Consider the following 17,767-nt stretch of genomic DNA (forward strand, 5'->3'; position numbering starts at 1 on the left):
TGCGATGCCGGTCATGATCGCCTCCTTTCTCTGCGGCCTGGTGTTCGGCGCCGGACTGCTGATCTCCGGCATGACGCAGCCGGAAAAGGTGCTCGGCTTTCTCGACGTGTTCGGCGCCTGGGACGCGACGCTCGCCTTCGTGATGGCCGGCGCCGTCGCGGTCTCGGCGGCCGGGTTCGCGCTCGCCCGCCGCCGCGGCGGGCCGGTGCTGGCATCGGCGTATCGCTGGCCGACGCGCACCGACATCGACGCGCCGCTGGCTGCGGGCGCGATCCTGTTCGGCATCGGCTGGGGCCTCGTCGGCCTCTGCCCGGGACCGGCGCTGGTCAATCTCGCAGGGTTGAGCCGGCCGATCCTGGTCTTCGTCGTCGCGATGGCGATCGGCATGCTGTTCCATGAGCGCTATCGCACGCTCGGCGCGACGCGGCAGCCCGCCGGCAGCGCGCAAGCCTCTTCGCGCGCTGATGGATAGTTCGCCTGTTGCACCGTCGGCCGACCGGCTTCCCGACCAGCTTGCGCACGATCTTCGGCTGGTCTTCGTCGGCACCGCGGCAAGCACACGCTCAGCGGCGCTCGGGCACTACTATGCCCATCCGGGAAACCGGTTCTGGCGCACGCTCCACGCGGTCGGCATCACCGCTCGCCAGTACGAACCGGGCGAGTTCGCCGCGCTGCTGCCGCTCGGCATCGGCTTCACCGATCTCTCCAAGACCGGCGCCGGGATGGATCACGAGATCGACGCCGCGTCGATCGACATTGCGGCCTTCACGGCCAAGATCAGACAATATCGACCGCGCACCATCGCCTTCACCAGCAAGAAGGCCGCAAGCCTTTTCTACCGCCGGCCCACCACGGCGATCGCGCTCGGCCGGCAGCCGCGGCAGGCGGATTTTCCTGACGTGTTCGTGCTGCCGTCGCCGTCAGGCGCTGCTTCGGGGAGCTGGACGGTGCAGCCGTGGCAGGAGCTCGCCGCGTGGATACGATCTACCTCATCGTGATCGCAAGGCCGGAGAGATCCGCATTCGCCATCAGCCCGACCTGGCGGCCGGAGAGCTCCAGCACCGCGCCCTTCTGGTTGGTGAGCACGATCGCCCGCGCGCCCGAGCCGACCGCGAGCCCGGCGCCGGCCGCGCCATAGACGCCGGCGACATCGGAGGGACGATAGATGTTGCTGACGCGCCCGCGCAGCACCGTCTTCGAGCCGCCGAACACCAGGCCATAATCGAGCCCGCCGGTGGAGAGCGCGTAAGCGCGGCCACGGAAATACAGCACGCCGGTGCCGCCGGAGCCGCCGATGATCCACCCGGCCTTGTAGATCGTGAGCGAGATGGTTCCCTCGTCCGCGCGGGCGGCGGTGAGGCCAGGGGAAGCGACAAGGGGAGCGACCAGGGAAACGATCAGCGCGACCAGCGCGGCGCGGGCGAAGGAAGAGAGCGTCATGGGCAGTCTCCGGGACTATTCGGTCAGCAGGACAGACGAATCAGGCGCGCGCCGAATCTAGCCGATGCCCCGGGCGTAAGGAATCGGCGAAGACGCGCGGACGCAGCGCAGCCCCCGGGAGCATCCCCGATATGCGAAGCCCACATCCACCCTTGCGCGCGCCCGTCAGGCCACTACGCTGAGCCGCGATCCCGACCATCGAAATGGTGCAACCATGGCAATCCAGCACTACCCCGCCCCGTCCCACATCAAGGCGCCGCCGCTGTCGTTTGCGACCCGCGTCGGGGATCTCCTGTTCATCTCGGGCATCCCCGGCTTCGACGAAAAGGGCGAGCTGCCCGACGGCTTCGAGCCGCAGTTCAACAACGTCGTGAAGAACATCACGCGCGTGCTGACGGAGGCCGGCGCGACCTTCCGCGACCTCGCCAAGGTCAACGTGCTGCTGACGCGGCCTTCCGACGTCGCGCCGATGAATGCGCTCTATGCCAGCGCCTTTGGCCCGCCGCCCTATCCGGCGCGCACCACCTGCGTGGTGCAGTCGCTGCCCAATCCGAAAATGCTGATCGAGATCGAGGCGGTGGCATCGCTCAAGCGCTGATCGCACCGACTGACGGCGTTTTACGGCTAGCGCTGTCAGGGGCCGGACGCGAAGCTTCATCGGCCTTTTTCGCCGCCCGGCACGGGAGCGCCCGGATGCTTACGCTTTACTCCTATCCCACCCTGTTCGGCGTCGCCGACAACAACGGCTACGGGTTGAAGGTGTTTGCCTTCCTCAAACTTGCCGGCGTGCCGTTCCGCCACGAGCATATCTTCGACGCCTCGAAGGCGCCGCGCGGGCAACTGCCCTATATCGTCGACGGCGACGACACCGTCGGCGACAGCGAGAGCATTTTGGCCTATGTCACCGAAAAATACCGGGTGACCATCGACGGCGGGCTTTCGCAAGGCCAGCGCGCGCAAAACCTCCTGATCACGCGCATGCTCGACGACCTCTACTGGGTGATGTCGTATTCGCGCTGGAAGGACGAACGCTACTGGCCGCTGTTCCGCGATGCGCTGATGCGCGAGCATCACGCCCTGACGGAAGAGGGTCTTGCGAAAGCAAAGGAGTTCAACGCGCAGCGCTATTACTACCAGGGGATCGGCCGCTACGATGCCGATGCGGCGATGGCGCGCGGGCTCGCCGACCTCAATGCGCTGGCGACGCTGATCCCGGCGCGCGGCTATGTGCATGGCGCGACGCCCGGCAGCATCGATGCCGGCATCTATGGCTTCATCGCCAACATCTATTTCTACGAGATCGACACGCCGCTGAAGCAGTTCGTGGTCGCGCACGACAACATCGTGCGGCACTGCCGAAGCATCCACGAAGCGGTGAGCTGAGGCGCAGTGTGTCCAGGTCGAGGCGCGCTAGCGATAGCGGATGCCGTGCTTCATCAACGCATCGCGCGCCGCGGAGAGCTCGAGAAAGGCCTGGGTGTCGCCGCCCATATCCGGATGCACGGCCTTGGCCGCGCGCTTGAAGGCCTGATGGATTTCCGGCGCGCTGAGGCGGCAATCGAGCGGCAGCCCGAGCATCTGCCGGTAACGCTCTTCCGTGGTCAGCTGCTTCGGCGTCGCGCAGCGCTGGCCGAAGCGCGGTGCGGTCAGCGCATGCAGCGCATCGCGGATGACGCCGAGCCGGCGCCGCGCCGCTTCCCGGGTGGCGCGGTCAGCGCCGCGGATCGCCGCGCTGTGCAGGATCGGCAGCGCCTGCGACGCGGCCTGGCCGAGCGTCTTGTCCTCGCTTACCTCCGCGATCGCGGTGGCCAGCCGCGCGGCCGCGATCCAGTCGATCTCGGCGCTCGACCAGAGCCGGTCCACACTGTGCTGCCATGCGCTCAGGCACCTTTCCATGAGGCCGATTCTGCTCCAGCAGGGTGAAAAAATCGTATCGAAACCGAAAGACCGCAACGCAGCGAAGCGAGCCCGGTGTTCCGGATCGCTCGGATTCGGCTAATATTTGTCTCGAGTTCTCGCAAAGACCAACGAAGGGTAAAGGAAACGCCATGCCGCTTCTCGAAGGCCACATCGCAGTCGTCACCGGCGCCGGTTCCGGCATCGGACGCGCGATCGCAACCGGCTACGCAAAGGAAGACGCGCGCGTCGTCGTGCTCGACATCAACGAAGGGGCGGCGGCCGCCGTCGCCGACGAAATCCGAACGGCCGGCGGCAAAGCGGAAAGCTTTCCGCTCGACGTGACCAGGCGCAGCGATTGCGTCGCGCTGGCAAAACGGATCGCCGATACGGTCGGACAGGTCTCGGTGCTGGTCAACAATGCCGGCATCGTTCGGCGCAACGGCATGCTGGGCGCGGACGAAGCCGTGATCAAGGACTGGGAGGACGTGATCGCGGTCAATCTGACCGGCGTGTTCAATGTGACGCATGCGTTCCTGCCGGCGCTGCGCGCAACGACAGGGCGGATCGTCAATATCGGCTCGATCCAGTCCTTCGTGCATCTGCGCACGCCAAGCTCGCCCGCCTATACGGCGTCCAAGCACGGCGTGCTCGGCCTTACCCGCGCGCTCGCCGCCGAGCTCGGCAAGGAGGGCGTGCGCGTCAACGCGATCGGGCCGGGCTTCATCGAGACGCCGCTGAACGCGAATGCGCGCGCCAACAACCCGGACCTGGTGAAAACCTTCATGACCCACACCCCGCTCGGCCGGCCCGGCCAGGCGGAGGACATCGTGGGACCGGCGGTCTTCCTCGCCTCCGACCTCTCGGCCTATGTCACCGGATCGATCGTGATGGTCGATGGCGGCTACCGGGCGGTGTAGCGATGACCGTCGCCTCGTCATTGCGGGCGACGCGGTTACTCCTTGCGGCGATCGTCGCGTCGGCGGCGCTCGCCTCCCCTGCCTGCGCCGGCACCTGGAGACACGAATATGTCTCCAACGACGGCAACGTGCTGACCTACAGCGAAGGCGGCAAGACCGTCTTCTATGTCGGCTGCGGCCGCGGCTTTGCCATTCACGTCAAATATCCGGCGACAGCAAAGCAGGAAGGCGATGCCGACATCGCGATCTCGACGGCGCGCGGCCGCATGACCTTCAACGGCGACTTCGAGGATCCGGAAGTCTTCAAGGGCACCGATTTCGGGCAGGCCTATCTCGGCTACGTCCATTCCGATCCCCGTGTGTTCGGCCGGAAGTGGAATGCGACCAAGGCGCGCGTGCTCAATATGCTGGATTCGCGCGGACCGATCACGATCTCGGCCGAGGGGCACAGCTACCGGATACCTCCGGTCGATGTGACCAGCGACTGGCACAAGGCGCTCGACGAATGCAAGTTCTAGAGCCGTCGCGGCCGCGCGGCATTTGACAGCAGAGCCCTGCTTCGCCACGCTGGCGGCAAAGCAAGATCAGGCAGGAAACGCCATGTCCAACGCGCCCCATTATCCGATCGACGTCGCCGCCTTCTGGGCCGACCCCTATCCCGATCTCGCCAGGATGCGGAAGGAAGCGCCGATCGCGTATGTGCCGCAGCTCGGCTCCACCATCTTCACCCGCCGCGACGACATCTTCAGCCAGGAGAAGCGCATCGACGTGTTCTCATCGCACCAGCCGCAGGGGCTGATGAACCGCATGATGGGCCACAACATGATGCGCAAGGACGGCGACGCGCACATGAGCGAGCGCACGCAGATGTTCCCGGCGGTTTCGCCGCGCGCGGTGCGCGAAGCCTGGCTCGCCAAGTTCAAGGCGCATGCCGAACGCATCCTCGATGAGCTCGCGCCGAAAGGACAGGCGGACCTCGTCAAAGAATTCGCACTGCCGCTCTCCGGCGAATGCCTCAAGGACATCACGGGGCTGACCAACATCCGTTACCAGGAGATGGATGCGTGGTCGCAGGCGATGATCGACGGCATCGCCAATTATGCCGGCGACAAGCAGGTCGAGGCGCGCTGCCATGCCGCGACCGCGGGCATCGATGCGGCGATCGACGACATGCTGCCGGTCGTGACGAAACAGCCCAACGCCTCGATCCTGAGCGTGCTCGTCGCCGCAGGCCAGCCGATGGAAAGCGTGCGCGCCAACGTCAAGCTTGCGATCTCGGGCGGCCAGAACGAGCCGCGCGATGCGATCTCCGGCTCGATCTGGGCGCTATTGACCCATCCCGCACAGCTTGCGCTGGTGCGCGAGGGGAAGGCGAAATGGATCGACGTGTTCGAGGAATATGCGCGTTGGATCGCGCCGATCGGCATGTCGCCGCGCCGCGTCGCAAAACCCTGCAACTATCGCGGCGTCGATTTCGAGCCCGAGGACCGCGTGTTCCTGATGTACGGCTCGGCCAATCGCGACGAAGCCTGTTTCGAGCATCCCGACCGCTTCGACATCATGCGCGACACTTCCAAGAGCATCGCGTTCGGCGCCGGCCCACATTACTGCGCCGGCGCCTTCGCCTCGCGCGCGATGGTCGCCGACGTGGCGCTCCCCGCGATCTTCGCGCGGCTGAAGAATTTGCGGCTCGATACGCGCGAGCCGGTGCGGATCGGCGGCTGGGCGTTTCGCGGCCTGCTCAACCTGCCCGTTGCGTGGGACGTGAACTAGTCAAGCGGGACGCGAAACGATGCCGCGCCCAGTTGTCGAACATCACGGCGAACGCCATCGTCGCGGCGCCTGACATCATCAGCTCGATCGCGCGCAGCACGAAGGCGGCTTGAACCGCCCACACCGCCTGCGGCTCTTCCGCAAAGGCGATCGGCACGATGTCGGGCACGAACAGGCGTTCCGCGGCGAACGCGGCCGCAAGGCCCGCGAGCGAAAGCAAGAAGAGCTTCATACCTTCGATCATCGAACACTCCAGCAGTGATCTCACGTCGAGCATGACACGGCCGTCGCGCGTGGTGATTGATGTTGATCAAAGGCGTCGTGCAATTGCTGGCTGCGTTGGACCTCTGCTAAGAAATGATCGACCACGATCACCGCGGGAGCGCGCCATTGGCCGACGAAACGACGAGCCGGCGAGGATCGCCGGGTTCACCGGGGCCGCAGGGCCCGCGCGGACGCCAGGGCGAGCCGGGACGGCCAGGACCACAGGGGCATCCCGGGCGGCGCGGTCCGGATGGCGCGCGGGGCAAGCCGGGGCCACAGGGCAAGGCGGGGACGCAAGGCAAGCCCGGGCCGCAGGGCAAGCGCGGCGAGCCGGGACCAGCCGGTCCGCGCGGTGAGCCCGGCGCGGCAGGAGCGCCGGGGCCGCGCGGCGAAGCAGGTCCACCCGGCCAGCTTCCCTCGATCGAGCAGGTCATCCCGTGGCTGACGCAGATCTTCGATGCCTGGGAAGAACACCGCCGCATGCGCGAGCAGGAGGCCGCCGAGCATCAGGCGCTCGAGGCGGCCGTGCGGGAAGCCTCGATCGATCCCGATGACGAGGCTGATGACGACGGCCACAAGAAGAAAAAGAAGAAAAAGCACAAGGGCAGGAAAGAGCGCGACGACTAGTGGTCCGATTCTAACATTCGCATCCCGTTTTGAGAGGCATGTTTGCGAATGCTGGAATCAAAGGACCACTGGCAAATATAGGTCTCAGCGGCCGCTGTCTGGACCGGCGGGAGGCAACATCCGCGTGCGGCGGAACTGCCATCGCATCAGGCGATGCCAGAGATAGCCGACGGCGATCCCGCAGACCGAAAGTATCGCGACATTGGCGCGGTCGAGCGATCGCTCCACCACAGCATCCAGCCAGTCCATAGCACCGCGAAAACGATTGCGTTCCACTTCAGCGCAGTTTCGGGATTCCTGTTCATGGCGCAGCTCCAAAGGCCGAGATGATTACGCCATGTTGCGCGCTGCCATCTCACCGCACCGTGCGCCAAGTCACGCCTGGGAAGTCCTCACCTTGCGAAGCGCAGCCGCGAGCGCTCCTTCGCCTTCTCGGCCTCGGTCGCACGGTCGCGTGCCGGTGCATGGGTATGCAGGGATGTCAAAAGCCGCCGCGCCGCCTCGGCGACCTCCTCCACCGCGCGCTCGAACGCCGCCTCGTTGGCCTGCGACGGCTTGTTGAAGCCGGAAAGCTTGCGCACGAATTGCAACGCGGAGGCCTCGATTTCATCCTCGGTCGCCGGCGGCTCGAAATTGAACAGCGTCTTGATATTGCGGCACATTCTCAGTCTCCCTGGGGCCCCAGCCCTCCCTTCAAGGACGTTCGGCCTCGGCAAAATTCTACATTGCCGCCAATTCTGTCATAGAATGGACGGACCTTCAGCCCGGTCGTGGCGCCTCAAAACAGCGAGTTCCGCATGATCCACGTCACCTACAAGATCGTCCAGCACGATGGCGGATGGGCCTACACGGTCAATGGCGTTTTCTCGGAGACCTTCGCGACCCACGCTGCGGCGCTTGCGGCTGCGCGCCGCGCCGCCACCGAGCAGCGCGTGCCCGGGCGGACCGAGGCGATCCAGTACGAGACCTCTGATGGCAAGTGGCACACCGAGACGGCCTCGGGCAGCGACCGGCCTGAAACCGATGTCGAGGACGCCGGCGCGTAAGCAAAACGTGTCAGAACGGCACGTCGGCGCCGAGCCGGCTGAAGAAGCCGCGGCCCTTCGGCGTCAGGCGTAGCGCCCGCGGAATGTCCGACGGCGCGACGCAGCGCGTTGCAAGCAGCCGGTCCAGGATCGCACTCGGAAACGCGCCGGCGAGATGCGGCACGCGCTCGGTCCAGTCGTTGCAAAGCCGCAGATGCGGCTCGCGCACCGGCTCGAAGGCAATCCCTTCGTCGCGGCACCACGCAAGGCCCTTGTCCGTGATGCGGCCGCTCCGGCCGTAGAGCGCGACCAGTTGACGGCGAACCAGGGCGTTGCAGAGCACCACGCCAAGCTGGCCCGCAAGATGGCGATAGCAGTTGCGCGACTGGCGGAACGGCCCGGGCAGCCGGGCCAGCCTGCGCTCGACTTTCCCGGCCTTCGCCGCGAGATCGACCAGGCTCTCGATCAGGGAGGCGACGTCGTCGTCGCTGATCCGGTAGTAGCGGAAGCGGCCCTGCGGCCACACCGACAGCACCCCGGCATCGACAAGCTTCTGCAGATGCGCGCTCGCGCTTTGCGGCGAGATGCCGGCGGCATCAGCCAGTTCACCCGCGGGCATCGCCCGACCATGGGACAGCGCGGTGACGATCGCCTCGCGCGCCGGATCGCTCAAGGCTTCCGTGATCTGGGAAAAGCCCGACTGCACCGCGCGCTGCCTCACCTCGAACCTCCGCCGAACGTCATCCAGCCTGGCCCGCCTTGCTGCTTCTTCATTTCAGAATTCGATGAAACATTGTCCAGTCCTTTCCGGCCAGTCTGCGCGGTGTTTTCGACATGCAGAAAGGAACCGGACATGGCGGCTGAGACACGCGACGCCGAACGAATCTACCAGCTGTGGGACCAGGCGCTCGGCAACAAGGACCTTGAAGCGTCGCTCTCGCTCTATGCGGACGACGCCTCGATCGAGAGTCCGCTGGTCTGCCATCTCATGAAGACCGCGCAAGGTGTCGTGCAGGGCAAGGACGCGCTGCGCAAGTTTATCGCGCGGGTGTTTGCGACCAATCCGCCGCAGCGCAAGCGCTTCCGCAAGGGCTTCTTCACCGACGGCCGCCTGATCAAATATCCACGCACGACTCCGGAAGGCGACCAGATGGAACTGGTCGAGGTCATGGAGATCGAGGACGGGCTGATCCGGCGCCACCGCGTCTATTGGGGCTGGTATGCGTTGAATGTACTAAGAAGGAGCGCATGACGGAATTTTCGCCCCTGTGGCGGGTTTTGCTGGTGGCCTGTGCTGCCGGCATGGCAGCCTCGCCAACCAAGCGGCCGGATCGCGGTCGCACGCAGGGGAGAATCGTGATGAAACATCGTTGCGCGGCGCTGTCGGCCGCCCTGATGATGATGTCGGTGACGGCGATGGCGGCGGACTATCCTGCGCCGAAGCAGGGCGAATGGATCGCGAAGGATTTCAAGTTCCACACCGGCGAGACCATCGCGGCGCTGCGGCTGCACTACACCACGATCGGCGAACCCTCGGGCCAGCCGGTCCTGGTGCTGCATGGCTCCGGCGGCTCGGCCGCCTCCATGCTGACTCCGACCTTCGCCGGCGAATTGTTCGGGCCCGGCCAGGCGCTCGACGCAGCGAAATATTACATCGTCATCCCTGATGGCATCGGCCACGGCCAGTCCTCAAAGCCCTCCGACGGGACGAAGACCGCGTTTCCGAAGTACGACTACAACGACATGGTCGACGCGCAATACCGGCTGGTCACCGAGGGCCTCGGCATCAGGCATTTGCGGCTGGTGCTCGGCAATTCGATGGGCGGCATGCATGCCTGGATCTGGGGCACGCGCTACCCGGGAATGATGGATGCGCTGGTGCCGATGGCCTCGCAACCGACCGAGATGGCGGCGCGCAACTGGATGCTGCGGCGGATGATGATCGAGACCATCCGCAACGATCCCGACTATGCCGGCGGCAACTACACCGCCCCGCCGCGGATGATGAAATATGCGATCGCGGCCTACCGGATCGCGAGCGCCGGCGGCACGCTCGGCTACCAGACGCTGGCGCCGACGGCGGCCAAGGCCGACGCGATGGTCGACGAGCTGCTCGCGGCACCCGTCGCTGACGCCAACGACTTCATCTATCAATGGGAAGCCTCGCACGACTACAATCCGTCCGCCGCGCTGGAGAAGATCGAGGCGAAGACGCTTGCGATCAACGCGGCCGACGACGAGCGAAATCCGCCAGAGACCGGCGTGACGGCCGCCGCAGTCAAGCGCATCCGGGACGGCAAGCTTTACCTCATCCCCGCCAGCACCGAGACACGCGGCCACCTCACCACGGGCAACGCGAAATTCTACATCGCGCCGCTGCGCGAGCTGCTGCAGACCGCGCCGCAGCGCACGATGTAAGCCCGCCGGCGAACGTGTGCGACTTTGCAAAATTGCAGCGGATTCATGCGACAAACCGGCTTACGCGCGCCTGATTGGAGGATAAGCTTGCGAGAGCCCGGAACCGCTTCAGGAGGTTGAACCGTGACCGATCTTGCCGCCGCCGACCTTGCCGCGATCTATCCGAAACCGACGCCCCGCGTCATCGCCAAGGCACGCCCGGAGCTCGACCGGCACGCGAAGAACTTCATCGCGATGTCGCCGTTCTGCGTGCTTGCGACATCAGCCACCGACGGCAGCGTCGACGCCTCGCCGCGCGGCGGCAATCCCGGCTTCGTCCATGTCGCTGGCCCCCACGAGCTCCTGATGCCGGACCGCGCCGGCAACAACCGCATCGACAGCTTCAGGAACATCGTCGAGGGCTCGGGCTTCGTGCAGTTGATCTTCTTCGTGCCCGGGATCGACGAGACGCTGCGCGTCGGCGGCAAGGGAGTGGTCACGGCCGATCCGGAGGTGCTGGCCTCGATGGTGGAGTTCGGCAAACCGCCGCGCGCGGTGCTGCGCGTCGCGGTGACCGAAGCCTATTTCCATTGCGGCAAGGCGCTGATGCGCTCGAAGCTGTGGTCGCCCGAGACGCGCCTGGAGCGCAAGGCATTCCCGAGCATCAGCGAAGTGATCCACGATCAGACAACGCTGGGCGAGCCGGAAAGCCAGGCGGCAGTCGAAGCGCGCTACAAGACGCAGCTTTAGCGCACCATGGATCGAACGCGCCGTTGCGAGGGGACCGAGTAACTCTCGTTCGTCGTCCCGGCCAAGCGACAGCGCGAGCCGGGACCCATAACCACAGGCGTCAGTTTTTGGAAACGTCGGGACGATAGCTTGATGTAACCGCAGGCCCTGGCTGTGGGTCCCCGCTCCAGTGCGCAATTGCGCACAAGGCGGGGACGACACAGGAGACGATCCGCCTCAGCCGCCTTCCTTGGAAAAGTCGCTCTCGAGCCCGCCGATATGCTTCTGGGTGTAGAGCTCGAGCCCGATGCGCTGGATCAGGTCGAGCTGGGTCTCGAGGAAGTCGATGTGATGCTCCTCGTCGCTCATCAGCTTCTCGAACAGGTCGCGCGACACGTAGTCCTTGACGCTGTGGCAGTAGGTTGCAGCCTCCTGGTAGAGCGCGCGGGCGCTGTGCTCAGCGGCAAGGTCGCATTCGATGATTTCCTTGACGTTCTGGCCGATCCGCAAGGGATCGAGCACCTGCATGTTGGGGAATCCGTCGAGGAACAGGATGCGGTCGGTGAACTTGTCGGCGTGCTCCATCTCCTCGATGGATTCCTTGCGCCAGACCTTCGCCATGTCGATCAGGCCCCAATTATTCAGCAGGCGAAAATGGAGCCAGTATTGGTTGATCGCGGTGAGTTCGTGACGCAGGCCCTTGTTGAGATACTCGATGACTTTCGGGTCGCCCTGCATTGTGTACTCCGCGGGTGCTTGAGGCCGAAAACGGCCGGAAACGTCGTTTAGAACGCTTCTAAATCACTGTGAGGGTGAGAGCAAGCCCGCGGGCAGCGCGGCGCGGCTTGAGGTCGCAAGATTGCAAGATCGAAGGTATCAGCAGGCCGCCAGTGCGAATTCGCCGGGCTCGTCCGCTTCCGCGTGGTTGTGCGGGCAGCCAGCCATGCAGGTCTTGGCGCAGGGCCCGAGTGCCTCATCGATGATGGTCTTGATGGTGCGCGCGCAGCGGCCGCATTCGGCACTGCAACCAAGGCATCCGTAGAGCTGCTTGGGGTTGCGGGGAAGGGCATCGGCCGAGTTCACGGCACTGCGCACATCGTGGTCGCTGAGGACGTTGCAGGAACAGACGATCATGAAAAACGCGGGGCCCTTCGGTGATGCGAGAAAATCGATATTGAAGACTCTCAGCCGATGCAAAAGGAAAAACTGCTGTTTCAAGTAATTCCAAATTGGCGCCAAAAAACTAGAACCGCTCTAAAAAACCGACATTGCGCAGGATCAAAATCGCTGCCGTTTGACGCCCGCCGCGAGCCTCAATCGCCGCCGCCTCCGCCATCACCACCGCCGCCGTCACCGCCGCCATCGCCGCCGGAACCGCCCCCTCCCCCGGCGCCATCGGTTCCGCCACCGCCATGATCGGACGAGCCGTGGCCGCCACCGAACCAGCCGAATAGCCCATCGCCGCCTCCGGCGTAGCCGCCGCCGCTGTCACTGCCATTGTCGGAGGATGATCCGCGCCGCCGGCGCCTCGCCTCGCGCCGTGGCGCCAGCAGGAGATAGGCAATCGCAGCCCCGCTGACCGCAAGCCCGACAGCCGTCGCGACGCTCATGATGGTACCTCCAAAAAGCGGCCGGAACGGCCGTTTCCCTGCCCGGCCGCCGCCCCGGCCGCCCAATTTGGTCGCCAATGTGGCGGGTGCGTTCATTGATCGTTCAAGCGAAATATGGAACTTTGCCCGGGACAGAAATCTATTCCGCTGTCCTTGCATCATCGGAATTTGCGGCCTTGTGTGGCCCTGCTTAGGAAAGGGACTGCCATGAAGAAAACCCTGATGGCGCTGGCTGCCGCGGCGACGCTGGCCGTTTCCGCGGTCGCCGCTCCCGCGCCCGCCCATGCGCAGCGCGGCGTCGGCGCGGGCATCGCCGCCGGCCTGATCGGCGGCGCCATCATCGGCGGCGCCATCGCATCGCAGAACCCCTATTACTATGGACCCGGCTACGGTTACGGCCCGGGCTACTACCGGCCCTACGGCTACAGCCCGGCCTATGTCGCGGACGAGCCGTATGGCTGCTACTGGCAGCGCCAGCGCTTCTGGGATGGCTACGGCTGGCGGGTGCGCAACATCCGCGTCTGCGGCTAACGCGTTCATCATCATTAAATCTGTGATGCGCTCCGAAAACCTGTGTTTTTCGGGGCGCATTGCGTTTGCGGCCAGAAAAACACCGCTTTTCCCGATCACGACGCACGGCGCGTTTACCTTGGATTGACTGTTCTGGGCTTTTCTTGAGCGATCGGCCAATTCAAGATTCCCGCATGCGTCCAGCCTCACCCGGCGCTGCACGAAGCGCCATGTCCAGGAGAGCCCGAAATATGAAGAACACCCTTGCCGCCATCCTCGCTGCTGCGACGATCGCCGGCTCGCTCGCCGTGGCACCCGCGCCGGCGCATGCGCAGCGCGGCGTCGCCGCCGGCCTTGCGGCCGGCCTGATCGGCGGCGCCATCGTCGGTGGCGCGATCGCCTCGAGCCGACCCGCCTATGGCGGCCCGGTCTATGTGGAAGGGCCCCCGCCGCCGCCGCCCGACTGCTACTGGACCCGTCAGCGTTACTGGGACGGCTATTACTGGGTCTCGCGCCCCGTTCAGGTCTGCAACTGATCCAGGCGCGTCCGCGCACGAATTCAAAGCCCGGCCTGTTTGGCCGGGCTTTTTCATTGCCGCCGGATTTTCCAGAGCATGATCCGGAAAGTGTGTAGCGGTTTTTCCGCGCGACAAACGCGGAACGCGTTTGCGCGGAGATCATGCTCAATCAAGAACCTGAAGCGCGATGACGATTCAACCCGATCTCATCGCGCTTTAGCGCGCGGCGTTGATCGAGCGCAGCACCGCTTCGCTCGGCCAGCAATCGACCTTAAGGCGCGCGGATTTCTGATAGGCGCCGAGTGCTGCGCGGGTCAGCATGCCGGCCTTGCCGTCGATCTTGTCCTTGTAGAGGCCGATCCGTGTCAGCCCGCGCTGCATCGCCTCCACATCGACGGTGCGCAGTTGCGTGGACGCCGACCAGGGCGTCGCGAACGGCTGCGGGGTCAGCATGCGGTCGGCGAGATGGCCGACGAACAGCACATAGAGGTCGGAGAAATTGTATTCCTTGATCACGAAGTAGTTCTTCGTGGTCAGGAATGACGGGCCGTAGATCCCTTCCGGCTGCAACAGCGATGCGGCCTGCGCCTGCTCGGCCGCGCCGAGCTTTTGCCCGCGCACCGGCACAAAACCCTCGCCCAGCCACTCGCGAAGCGGCTTCGTCACCTCGGGCACACCGAGCGTGCAGTCGACATCGGCGGGCGCGCGTACCTCGTAGGCCCATTGCACACCGCCCTGCCAGCCCTTGTTGACGAGCTGTTGCGCGGCGGAAGCAAGCGCATCCGGCACCGAATGCCAGATGTCGACGCGCCCATCGCCGTCGAGATCGACACCGTGCTTGTAGTATTCGGATGGCAGAAACTGCGTCAGCCCGGTGGCGCCGGCCCAGGAGGCGCGCATGTCCTTGCGGCTGACTGCGCCCTCGCCAAGGATCTTCAGGCCCAGGATGAACTCGTTGCGGTACTGATCCTTGCGGCGACCGACATAGGCTTGCGTTGCAAGCACGCGCACCGCGTCATAGGGCAGCGCGTAGCGGCCGTAGTCGGTCTCGCGGCCCCAGATCGCGAGCACGATGGTCGCAGGCACGCCGAAGCGCGCCTCGATCCCCTTCAATGGCGTCTGGTATTTCTGCATCAGGCGCTGGCCCTCGGATGCGAGCCGCGCGATGGAGGCTTCCCTGATGTAGTCGGCCGGCACCTGCACGAATTCGGCCTGCGACGGCGCGCCGGTCGCGGGCCGGCCGGGCAGGATCAGGTCGGGCAGCTTGTAGTCGGGCTCGAGGCCCGCGGTCTCGCGATCGAAGGTCGCGCGCGAGACGCCGGCGGCCTGCGCCTCCGGCCACAGCGAAGCGATGAATTGCGTGAACGCGGCATCGGCTGCGCGGGCGGGAACGCACGGCACGAACGCAAGAAACAGCAGGGCTGATGCGAGCGCGCGACAGCTCAATTGGATGGCATTGGTCACGCTTCGGCTAGATCGACGCACCGCTCGATCCGCCCGCCGCGGAGATGGCGCAAAGGTGCGAGAGAGATGTGACCTGCCTCATCCATGCCCATGAGATTAGCATGGCCACGTTTCCTTGTGAACCGGGGGCTAATGTGCGGCCTGCTGCTTCGCACCTTCGATCGAGTCATTCGACAGCTTGTCGACGATGGCGATGCCGATGGCTGACAGGATGAAGACGCAGTGGATGATCGTCTGCCACATCACGCCGGTTTCAGTGTAGTTCCCCTTCCCTGACGACAGTGCGCCCGCCTCGATGAAGGTCCGCAACAGGTGGATGGAGGAGATGCCGATGATGGCCATCGCCAGCTTGATCTTCAGGACGCTGGCGTTGACGTGGCTGAGCCATTCCGGCTCATCTGGATGTCCCCGCAGATTGAGGCGGGAAACGAAGGTCTCGTAGCCGCCGACGATCACCATCACCAGGAGGTTCGAGATCATCACGACATCGATCAGGCCGAGGACGGCCAACATGATCTGCTGCTCGCTGAAATCAAACGAATGGGCGAACAGGTGCCACAGCTCCTTGATGAACAGCACAACATAGACGCCCTGGGCGATGATGAGGCCGACATAGAGCGGCAATTGCAGCCAGCGCGATCCGAAGATCAGCATGGGGACGGGACGCAGTGACGGGCCCTTCGGCGGCGCGGGCGCGTCGGAAATAGCAGACATGGTGGATAGCTCGCGGGATTCGAATGCGGGACGCTCTATCTACGCAATCCCGCTCGATTGAAAAGCGACAACTGGCCGCAGCAGCGAGCCGGTGACGATCCTGCAATCGAGGAGAAGGCCGATCGCGCGACACGTTGTCCCGCGATCGACCAGGTCAGCCTGCCTACCGCGTCAGCTTCTTGTACTTCACCCGGTGCGGGATGATGGAGTCCTGACCCAGGCGGCGCATCTTGTCCTTCTCGTAGTCCTGGAAGTTGCCCTCGAACCATTCGACATGGCTGTCGTCCTCAAAGGCCAGGATGTGGGTCGCGATGCGGTCGAGGAACCAGCGGTCGTGGCTGATGATCACCGCGCAGCCGGCAAAGTCCTCCAGCGCCTCTTCAAGCGCGCGCAGCGTGTCGACGTCGAGGTCGTTGGTCGGTTCGTCGAGCAGCAGCACGTTGGCGCCGGAGCGCAGCATCTTGGCCAGATGCACGCGGTTGCGCTCGCCGCCCGACAACGCTCCGACCTTCTTCTGCTGGTCGGCGCCCTTGAAGTTGAACGAGGAGCAGTAGCCGCGCGAATTGACCTCGCGCTTTCCGAGCAGGATCAATTCGTTGCCGCCGGAAATCTCCTCCCACACGGTCTTGTTGCCGTCGAGACTGTCGCGCGACTGGTCGACATAGCCGAGATGCACCGACTCGCCGGTCGTGATCGTACCCTTGTCCGGCTTGTCCTGGCCCGTGATCATGCGGAACAGCGTGGTCTTGCCGGCGCCGTTCGGCCCGATCACGCCGACGATGCCGCCCGGCGGCAGCTTGAAGGTGAGATCGTCGATCAGGAGGCGATCGCCAAAACCCTTGGTCAGGCCCTCGAAATCGACGACGTTCTGGCCGAGCCGCTCGGCGACTGGGATCGTAATCTGCGCGGTCTGGACCTGCTTCTCGCTCGCCTTCTTCAGAAGGTCCTCGTAGCGCTGATAGCGCGCCTTGGACTTGGCCTGCCGTGCCTTGGGCGAGGCCGCGATCCACTCCTGCTCGCGCGCCAGCGTGCGCTGGTGCGCGGCCTCCTCGCGGCCCTCCTGCTCGAGCCGCTTCTGCTTCTGCACCAGCCAGGAGGAGTAATTGCCCTCGTAGGGAATGCCGCGGCCGCGGTCGAGCTCGAGGATCCACCCGGTGACGTTGTCGAGGAAGTAGCGGTCGTGGGTGACGATCAGGATCGCGCCGGGATAGTTGCGCAGGTGCCCTTCCAGCCATGACACCGACTCGGCGTCGAGATGGTTGGTCGGCTCGTCCAGCAGCAAGAGGTCGGGCTGGTCGAGCAGCAGGCGGCACAGCGCGACGCGGCGGCGCTCGCCGCCGGAGAGCTTTGCGACGTCGGCATCGTCGGGCGGGCAGCGCAGCGCGTCCATCGCCTGGTCGACTTTGCTGTCGAGATCCCACAGGCCCTGCGCCTCGATCTCGTCCTGCAGCTTGGTCATCTCGTCCGCGGTCTCGTCGGAATAGTTGACCGCAAGCTCGTTGTAGCGGTCGAGGATCGCCTTCTGCTTGGCGACGCCCAGCATGACGTTGTCGCGGACCGATAGCTTGGGATCGAGGTGCGGCTCCTGCTCGAGGTAACCGACGCGGGCGCCCTCGGCGACCCACGCCTCGCCGCTATACTCCTTGTCGAGCCCGGCCATGATCTTGAGCAAGGTCGACTTGCCCGATCCGTTGACGCCGAGCACGCCGATCTTGGCGTCCGGGTAGAACGACAGATGGATGTTGTCGAGCACCTTGCGGGTCGGATAGGCCTTGGTCAGACCCTGCATGAAGTAGATGAACTGGCGGGCCATCGCGTCCCCTGAAAAGCCGTGGATTTACCGAAAATTTGCTGCGGCTGATGTAGCCGCGCGACCCGCA

Annotated in this window: 26 protein-coding genes; 14 read left to right on the forward strand and 12 right to left on the reverse strand. The window is 65.0% G+C overall.

The features are described 5' to 3' along the window. Window positions 1-4: 4 nt before the first annotated feature. Both QOU61_RS30710 and QOU61_RS30715 read left to right on the forward strand, forming a co-directional pair. On the forward strand, window positions 5-472 hold the full coding sequence (locus QOU61_RS30710) for a DUF6691 family protein (protein ID WP_289654944.1): 468 nt from the start codon (window positions 5-7) through the stop codon (window positions 470-472). Continuing rightward, the gene (locus QOU61_RS30715; protein WP_289654945.1) at window positions 465-998 is read left to right on the forward strand and encodes a mismatch-specific DNA-glycosylase; all 534 of its coding nucleotides are present in this window, start codon (window positions 465-467) and stop codon (window positions 996-998) included. Before QOU61_RS30710 ends, QOU61_RS30715 begins: the two co-directional genes overlap by 8 nt. Here the strand turns inward: QOU61_RS30715 and QOU61_RS30720 are convergent. Then, window positions 985-1,440, reverse strand: a complete 456-nt coding sequence (locus QOU61_RS30720; RefSeq protein WP_289654946.1) for a lipid-binding SYLF domain-containing protein — start codon at window positions 1,438-1,440, stop codon at window positions 985-987. The genes QOU61_RS30715 and QOU61_RS30720 overlap by 14 nt on opposite strands. A gap of 214 nt (window positions 1,441-1,654) precedes the next feature. Between QOU61_RS30720 and QOU61_RS30725 the strand changes: the two genes are divergently transcribed. Together QOU61_RS30725 and QOU61_RS30730 are read left to right on the forward strand one after the other, a co-directional pair. Then, the gene (locus QOU61_RS30725) at window positions 1,655-2,038 is read left to right on the forward strand and encodes a RidA family protein (protein WP_289654947.1); all 384 of its coding nucleotides are present in this window, start codon (window positions 1,655-1,657) and stop codon (window positions 2,036-2,038) included. Window positions 2,039-2,133: 95 nt separating this feature from the next. Next, window positions 2,134-2,823 (forward strand): glutathione S-transferase C-terminal domain-containing protein, encoded by a 690-nt coding sequence (locus QOU61_RS30730; RefSeq protein WP_289654948.1) that lies wholly within the window; start codon window positions 2,134-2,136, stop codon window positions 2,821-2,823. A gap of 27 nt (window positions 2,824-2,850) precedes the next feature. Here the strand turns inward: QOU61_RS30730 and QOU61_RS30735 are convergent, their stop codons facing one another. Beyond that, entirely contained in the window at window positions 2,851-3,336 is a 486-nt protein-coding gene (locus QOU61_RS30735) for a hypothetical protein (protein ID WP_289654949.1), read from the reverse strand. A 152-nt stretch (window positions 3,337-3,488) separates the two neighbouring features. On the opposite strand from QOU61_RS30735, the gene QOU61_RS30740 reads away from it, so the two are divergent. The 3 genes from QOU61_RS30740 (at window position 3,489) to QOU61_RS30750 (ending at window position 6,029) form a co-directional block, all read left to right on the forward strand. Next, on the forward strand, window positions 3,489-4,256 hold the full coding sequence (locus tag QOU61_RS30740; RefSeq protein WP_289654950.1) for an SDR family NAD(P)-dependent oxidoreductase: 768 nt from the start codon (window positions 3,489-3,491) through the stop codon (window positions 4,254-4,256). A 2-nt stretch (window positions 4,257-4,258) separates the two neighbouring features. Next, the gene (locus QOU61_RS30745; protein WP_289654951.1) at window positions 4,259-4,774 is read left to right on the forward strand and encodes a hypothetical protein; all 516 of its coding nucleotides are present in this window, start codon (window positions 4,259-4,261) and stop codon (window positions 4,772-4,774) included. An 82-nt stretch (window positions 4,775-4,856) separates the two neighbouring features. Further along, window positions 4,857-6,029, forward strand: coding sequence for a cytochrome P450 (locus QOU61_RS30750; protein ID WP_289654952.1), 1,173 nt, complete (start codon window positions 4,857-4,859; stop codon window positions 6,027-6,029). Here the strand turns inward: QOU61_RS30750 and QOU61_RS30755 are convergent. Then, entirely contained in the window at window positions 5,998-6,273 is a 276-nt protein-coding gene (locus tag QOU61_RS30755; RefSeq protein WP_289654953.1) for a hypothetical protein, read from the reverse strand. The two genes, QOU61_RS30750 and QOU61_RS30755, sit on opposite strands and share 32 nt — an antisense overlap. Window positions 6,274-6,419: 146 nt before the next feature. Between QOU61_RS30755 and QOU61_RS30760 the strand changes: the two genes are divergently transcribed. Then, complete coding sequence (locus QOU61_RS30760) at window positions 6,420-6,920, forward strand: collagen-like protein (RefSeq protein ID WP_289654954.1); 501 nt, start codon at window positions 6,420-6,422, stop codon at window positions 6,918-6,920. Window positions 6,921-7,004: 84 nt separating this feature from the next. Here QOU61_RS30760 and QOU61_RS30765 read toward each other — a convergent pair whose 3' ends face one another. Both QOU61_RS30765 and QOU61_RS30770 read right to left on the reverse strand, forming a co-directional pair. Next, window positions 7,005-7,238 carry a hypothetical protein gene (locus tag QOU61_RS30765; protein WP_289654955.1) on the reverse strand — a complete coding sequence of 78 codons (234 nt, stop codon included), beginning with the start codon at window positions 7,236-7,238 and terminating at the stop codon, window positions 7,005-7,007. Window positions 7,239-7,312: 74 nt separating this feature from the next. Then, window positions 7,313-7,582 (reverse strand): DUF2277 domain-containing protein, encoded by a 270-nt coding sequence (locus QOU61_RS30770; protein ID WP_289654956.1) that lies wholly within the window; start codon window positions 7,580-7,582, stop codon window positions 7,313-7,315. Window positions 7,583-7,717: 135 nt separating this feature from the next. Between QOU61_RS30770 and QOU61_RS30775 the strand changes: the two genes are divergently transcribed. Then, window positions 7,718-7,966 (forward strand): DUF2188 domain-containing protein, encoded by a 249-nt coding sequence (locus tag QOU61_RS30775; RefSeq protein ID WP_289654957.1) that lies wholly within the window; start codon window positions 7,718-7,720, stop codon window positions 7,964-7,966. Window positions 7,967-7,976: 10 nt separating this feature from the next. Here QOU61_RS30775 and QOU61_RS30780 read toward each other — a convergent pair whose 3' ends face one another. Continuing rightward, entirely contained in the window at window positions 7,977-8,666 is a 690-nt protein-coding gene (locus QOU61_RS30780; RefSeq protein ID WP_289654958.1) for an ArsR/SmtB family transcription factor, read from the reverse strand. Between the two features lie 132 nt (window positions 8,667-8,798). Here QOU61_RS30780 and QOU61_RS30785 point away from each other — a divergent pair, with 132 nt between their 5' ends. The 3 genes from QOU61_RS30785 to QOU61_RS30795 all read left to right on the forward strand — a co-directional run bounded on the left by QOU61_RS30785 (window position 8,799) and on the right by QOU61_RS30795 (window position 11,092). After that, the gene (locus QOU61_RS30785; RefSeq protein WP_289654959.1) at window positions 8,799-9,197 is read left to right on the forward strand and encodes a nuclear transport factor 2 family protein; all 399 of its coding nucleotides are present in this window, start codon (window positions 8,799-8,801) and stop codon (window positions 9,195-9,197) included. Window positions 9,198-9,304: 107 nt separating this feature from the next. Then, on the forward strand, window positions 9,305-10,363 hold the full coding sequence (locus QOU61_RS30790; protein WP_289654960.1) for an alpha/beta fold hydrolase: 1,059 nt from the start codon (window positions 9,305-9,307) through the stop codon (window positions 10,361-10,363). A 123-nt stretch (window positions 10,364-10,486) separates the two neighbouring features. Then, complete coding sequence (locus tag QOU61_RS30795; protein ID WP_289654961.1) at window positions 10,487-11,092, forward strand: pyridoxamine 5'-phosphate oxidase family protein; 606 nt, start codon at window positions 10,487-10,489, stop codon at window positions 11,090-11,092. Between the two features lie 216 nt (window positions 11,093-11,308). Here the strand turns inward: QOU61_RS30795 and bfr are convergent, their stop codons facing one another. The 3 genes from bfr to QOU61_RS30810 form a co-directional block, all read right to left on the reverse strand. Continuing rightward, window positions 11,309-11,809, reverse strand: a complete 501-nt coding sequence (gene bfr, locus QOU61_RS30800; protein WP_289654962.1) for a bacterioferritin — start codon at window positions 11,807-11,809, stop codon at window positions 11,309-11,311. Between the two features lie 138 nt (window positions 11,810-11,947). Next, window positions 11,948-12,205 (reverse strand): (2Fe-2S)-binding protein, encoded by a 258-nt coding sequence (locus QOU61_RS30805; RefSeq protein WP_289654963.1) that lies wholly within the window; start codon window positions 12,203-12,205, stop codon window positions 11,948-11,950. A gap of 109 nt (window positions 12,206-12,314) precedes the next feature. Next, on the reverse strand, window positions 12,315-12,530 hold the full coding sequence (locus tag QOU61_RS30810; protein ID WP_289654964.1) for a hypothetical protein: 216 nt from the start codon (window positions 12,528-12,530) through the stop codon (window positions 12,315-12,317). 358 nt (window positions 12,531-12,888) lie between these two features. Here QOU61_RS30810 and QOU61_RS30815 point away from each other — a divergent pair, with 358 nt between their 5' ends. Further along, a complete protein-coding gene (locus QOU61_RS30815) occupies window positions 12,889-13,212 on the forward strand; it encodes a hypothetical protein (RefSeq protein WP_289654965.1) in 324 nt (107 codons plus the stop codon). Window positions 13,213-13,442: 230 nt separating this feature from the next. After that, complete coding sequence (locus QOU61_RS30820; protein ID WP_289654966.1) at window positions 13,443-13,727, forward strand: hypothetical protein; 285 nt, start codon at window positions 13,443-13,445, stop codon at window positions 13,725-13,727. Window positions 13,728-13,925: 198 nt separating this feature from the next. On the opposite strand, the gene QOU61_RS30825 is transcribed toward QOU61_RS30820, so the two are convergent. From QOU61_RS30825 to ettA, 3 genes are all read right to left on the reverse strand, one after another. Then, a complete protein-coding gene (locus tag QOU61_RS30825; RefSeq protein ID WP_502876987.1) occupies window positions 13,926-15,155 on the reverse strand; it encodes a lytic murein transglycosylase in 1,230 nt (409 codons plus the stop codon). A 147-nt stretch (window positions 15,156-15,302) separates the two neighbouring features. Beyond that, window positions 15,303-15,887, reverse strand: a complete 585-nt coding sequence (locus QOU61_RS30830; protein WP_289654967.1) for a TIGR00645 family protein — start codon at window positions 15,885-15,887, stop codon at window positions 15,303-15,305. Between the two features lie 163 nt (window positions 15,888-16,050). After that, window positions 16,051-17,700, reverse strand: coding sequence for an energy-dependent translational throttle protein EttA (gene ettA / locus QOU61_RS30835; protein ID WP_289654968.1), 1,650 nt, complete (start codon window positions 17,698-17,700; stop codon window positions 16,051-16,053). Window positions 17,701-17,767 lie beyond the last annotated feature (67 nt).

Origin of the sequence: Bradyrhizobium sp. NP1, from assembly GCF_030378205.1 — a bacterium.
In the GTDB taxonomy this organism is placed as follows: domain Bacteria; phylum Pseudomonadota; class Alphaproteobacteria; order Rhizobiales; family Xanthobacteraceae; genus Bradyrhizobium.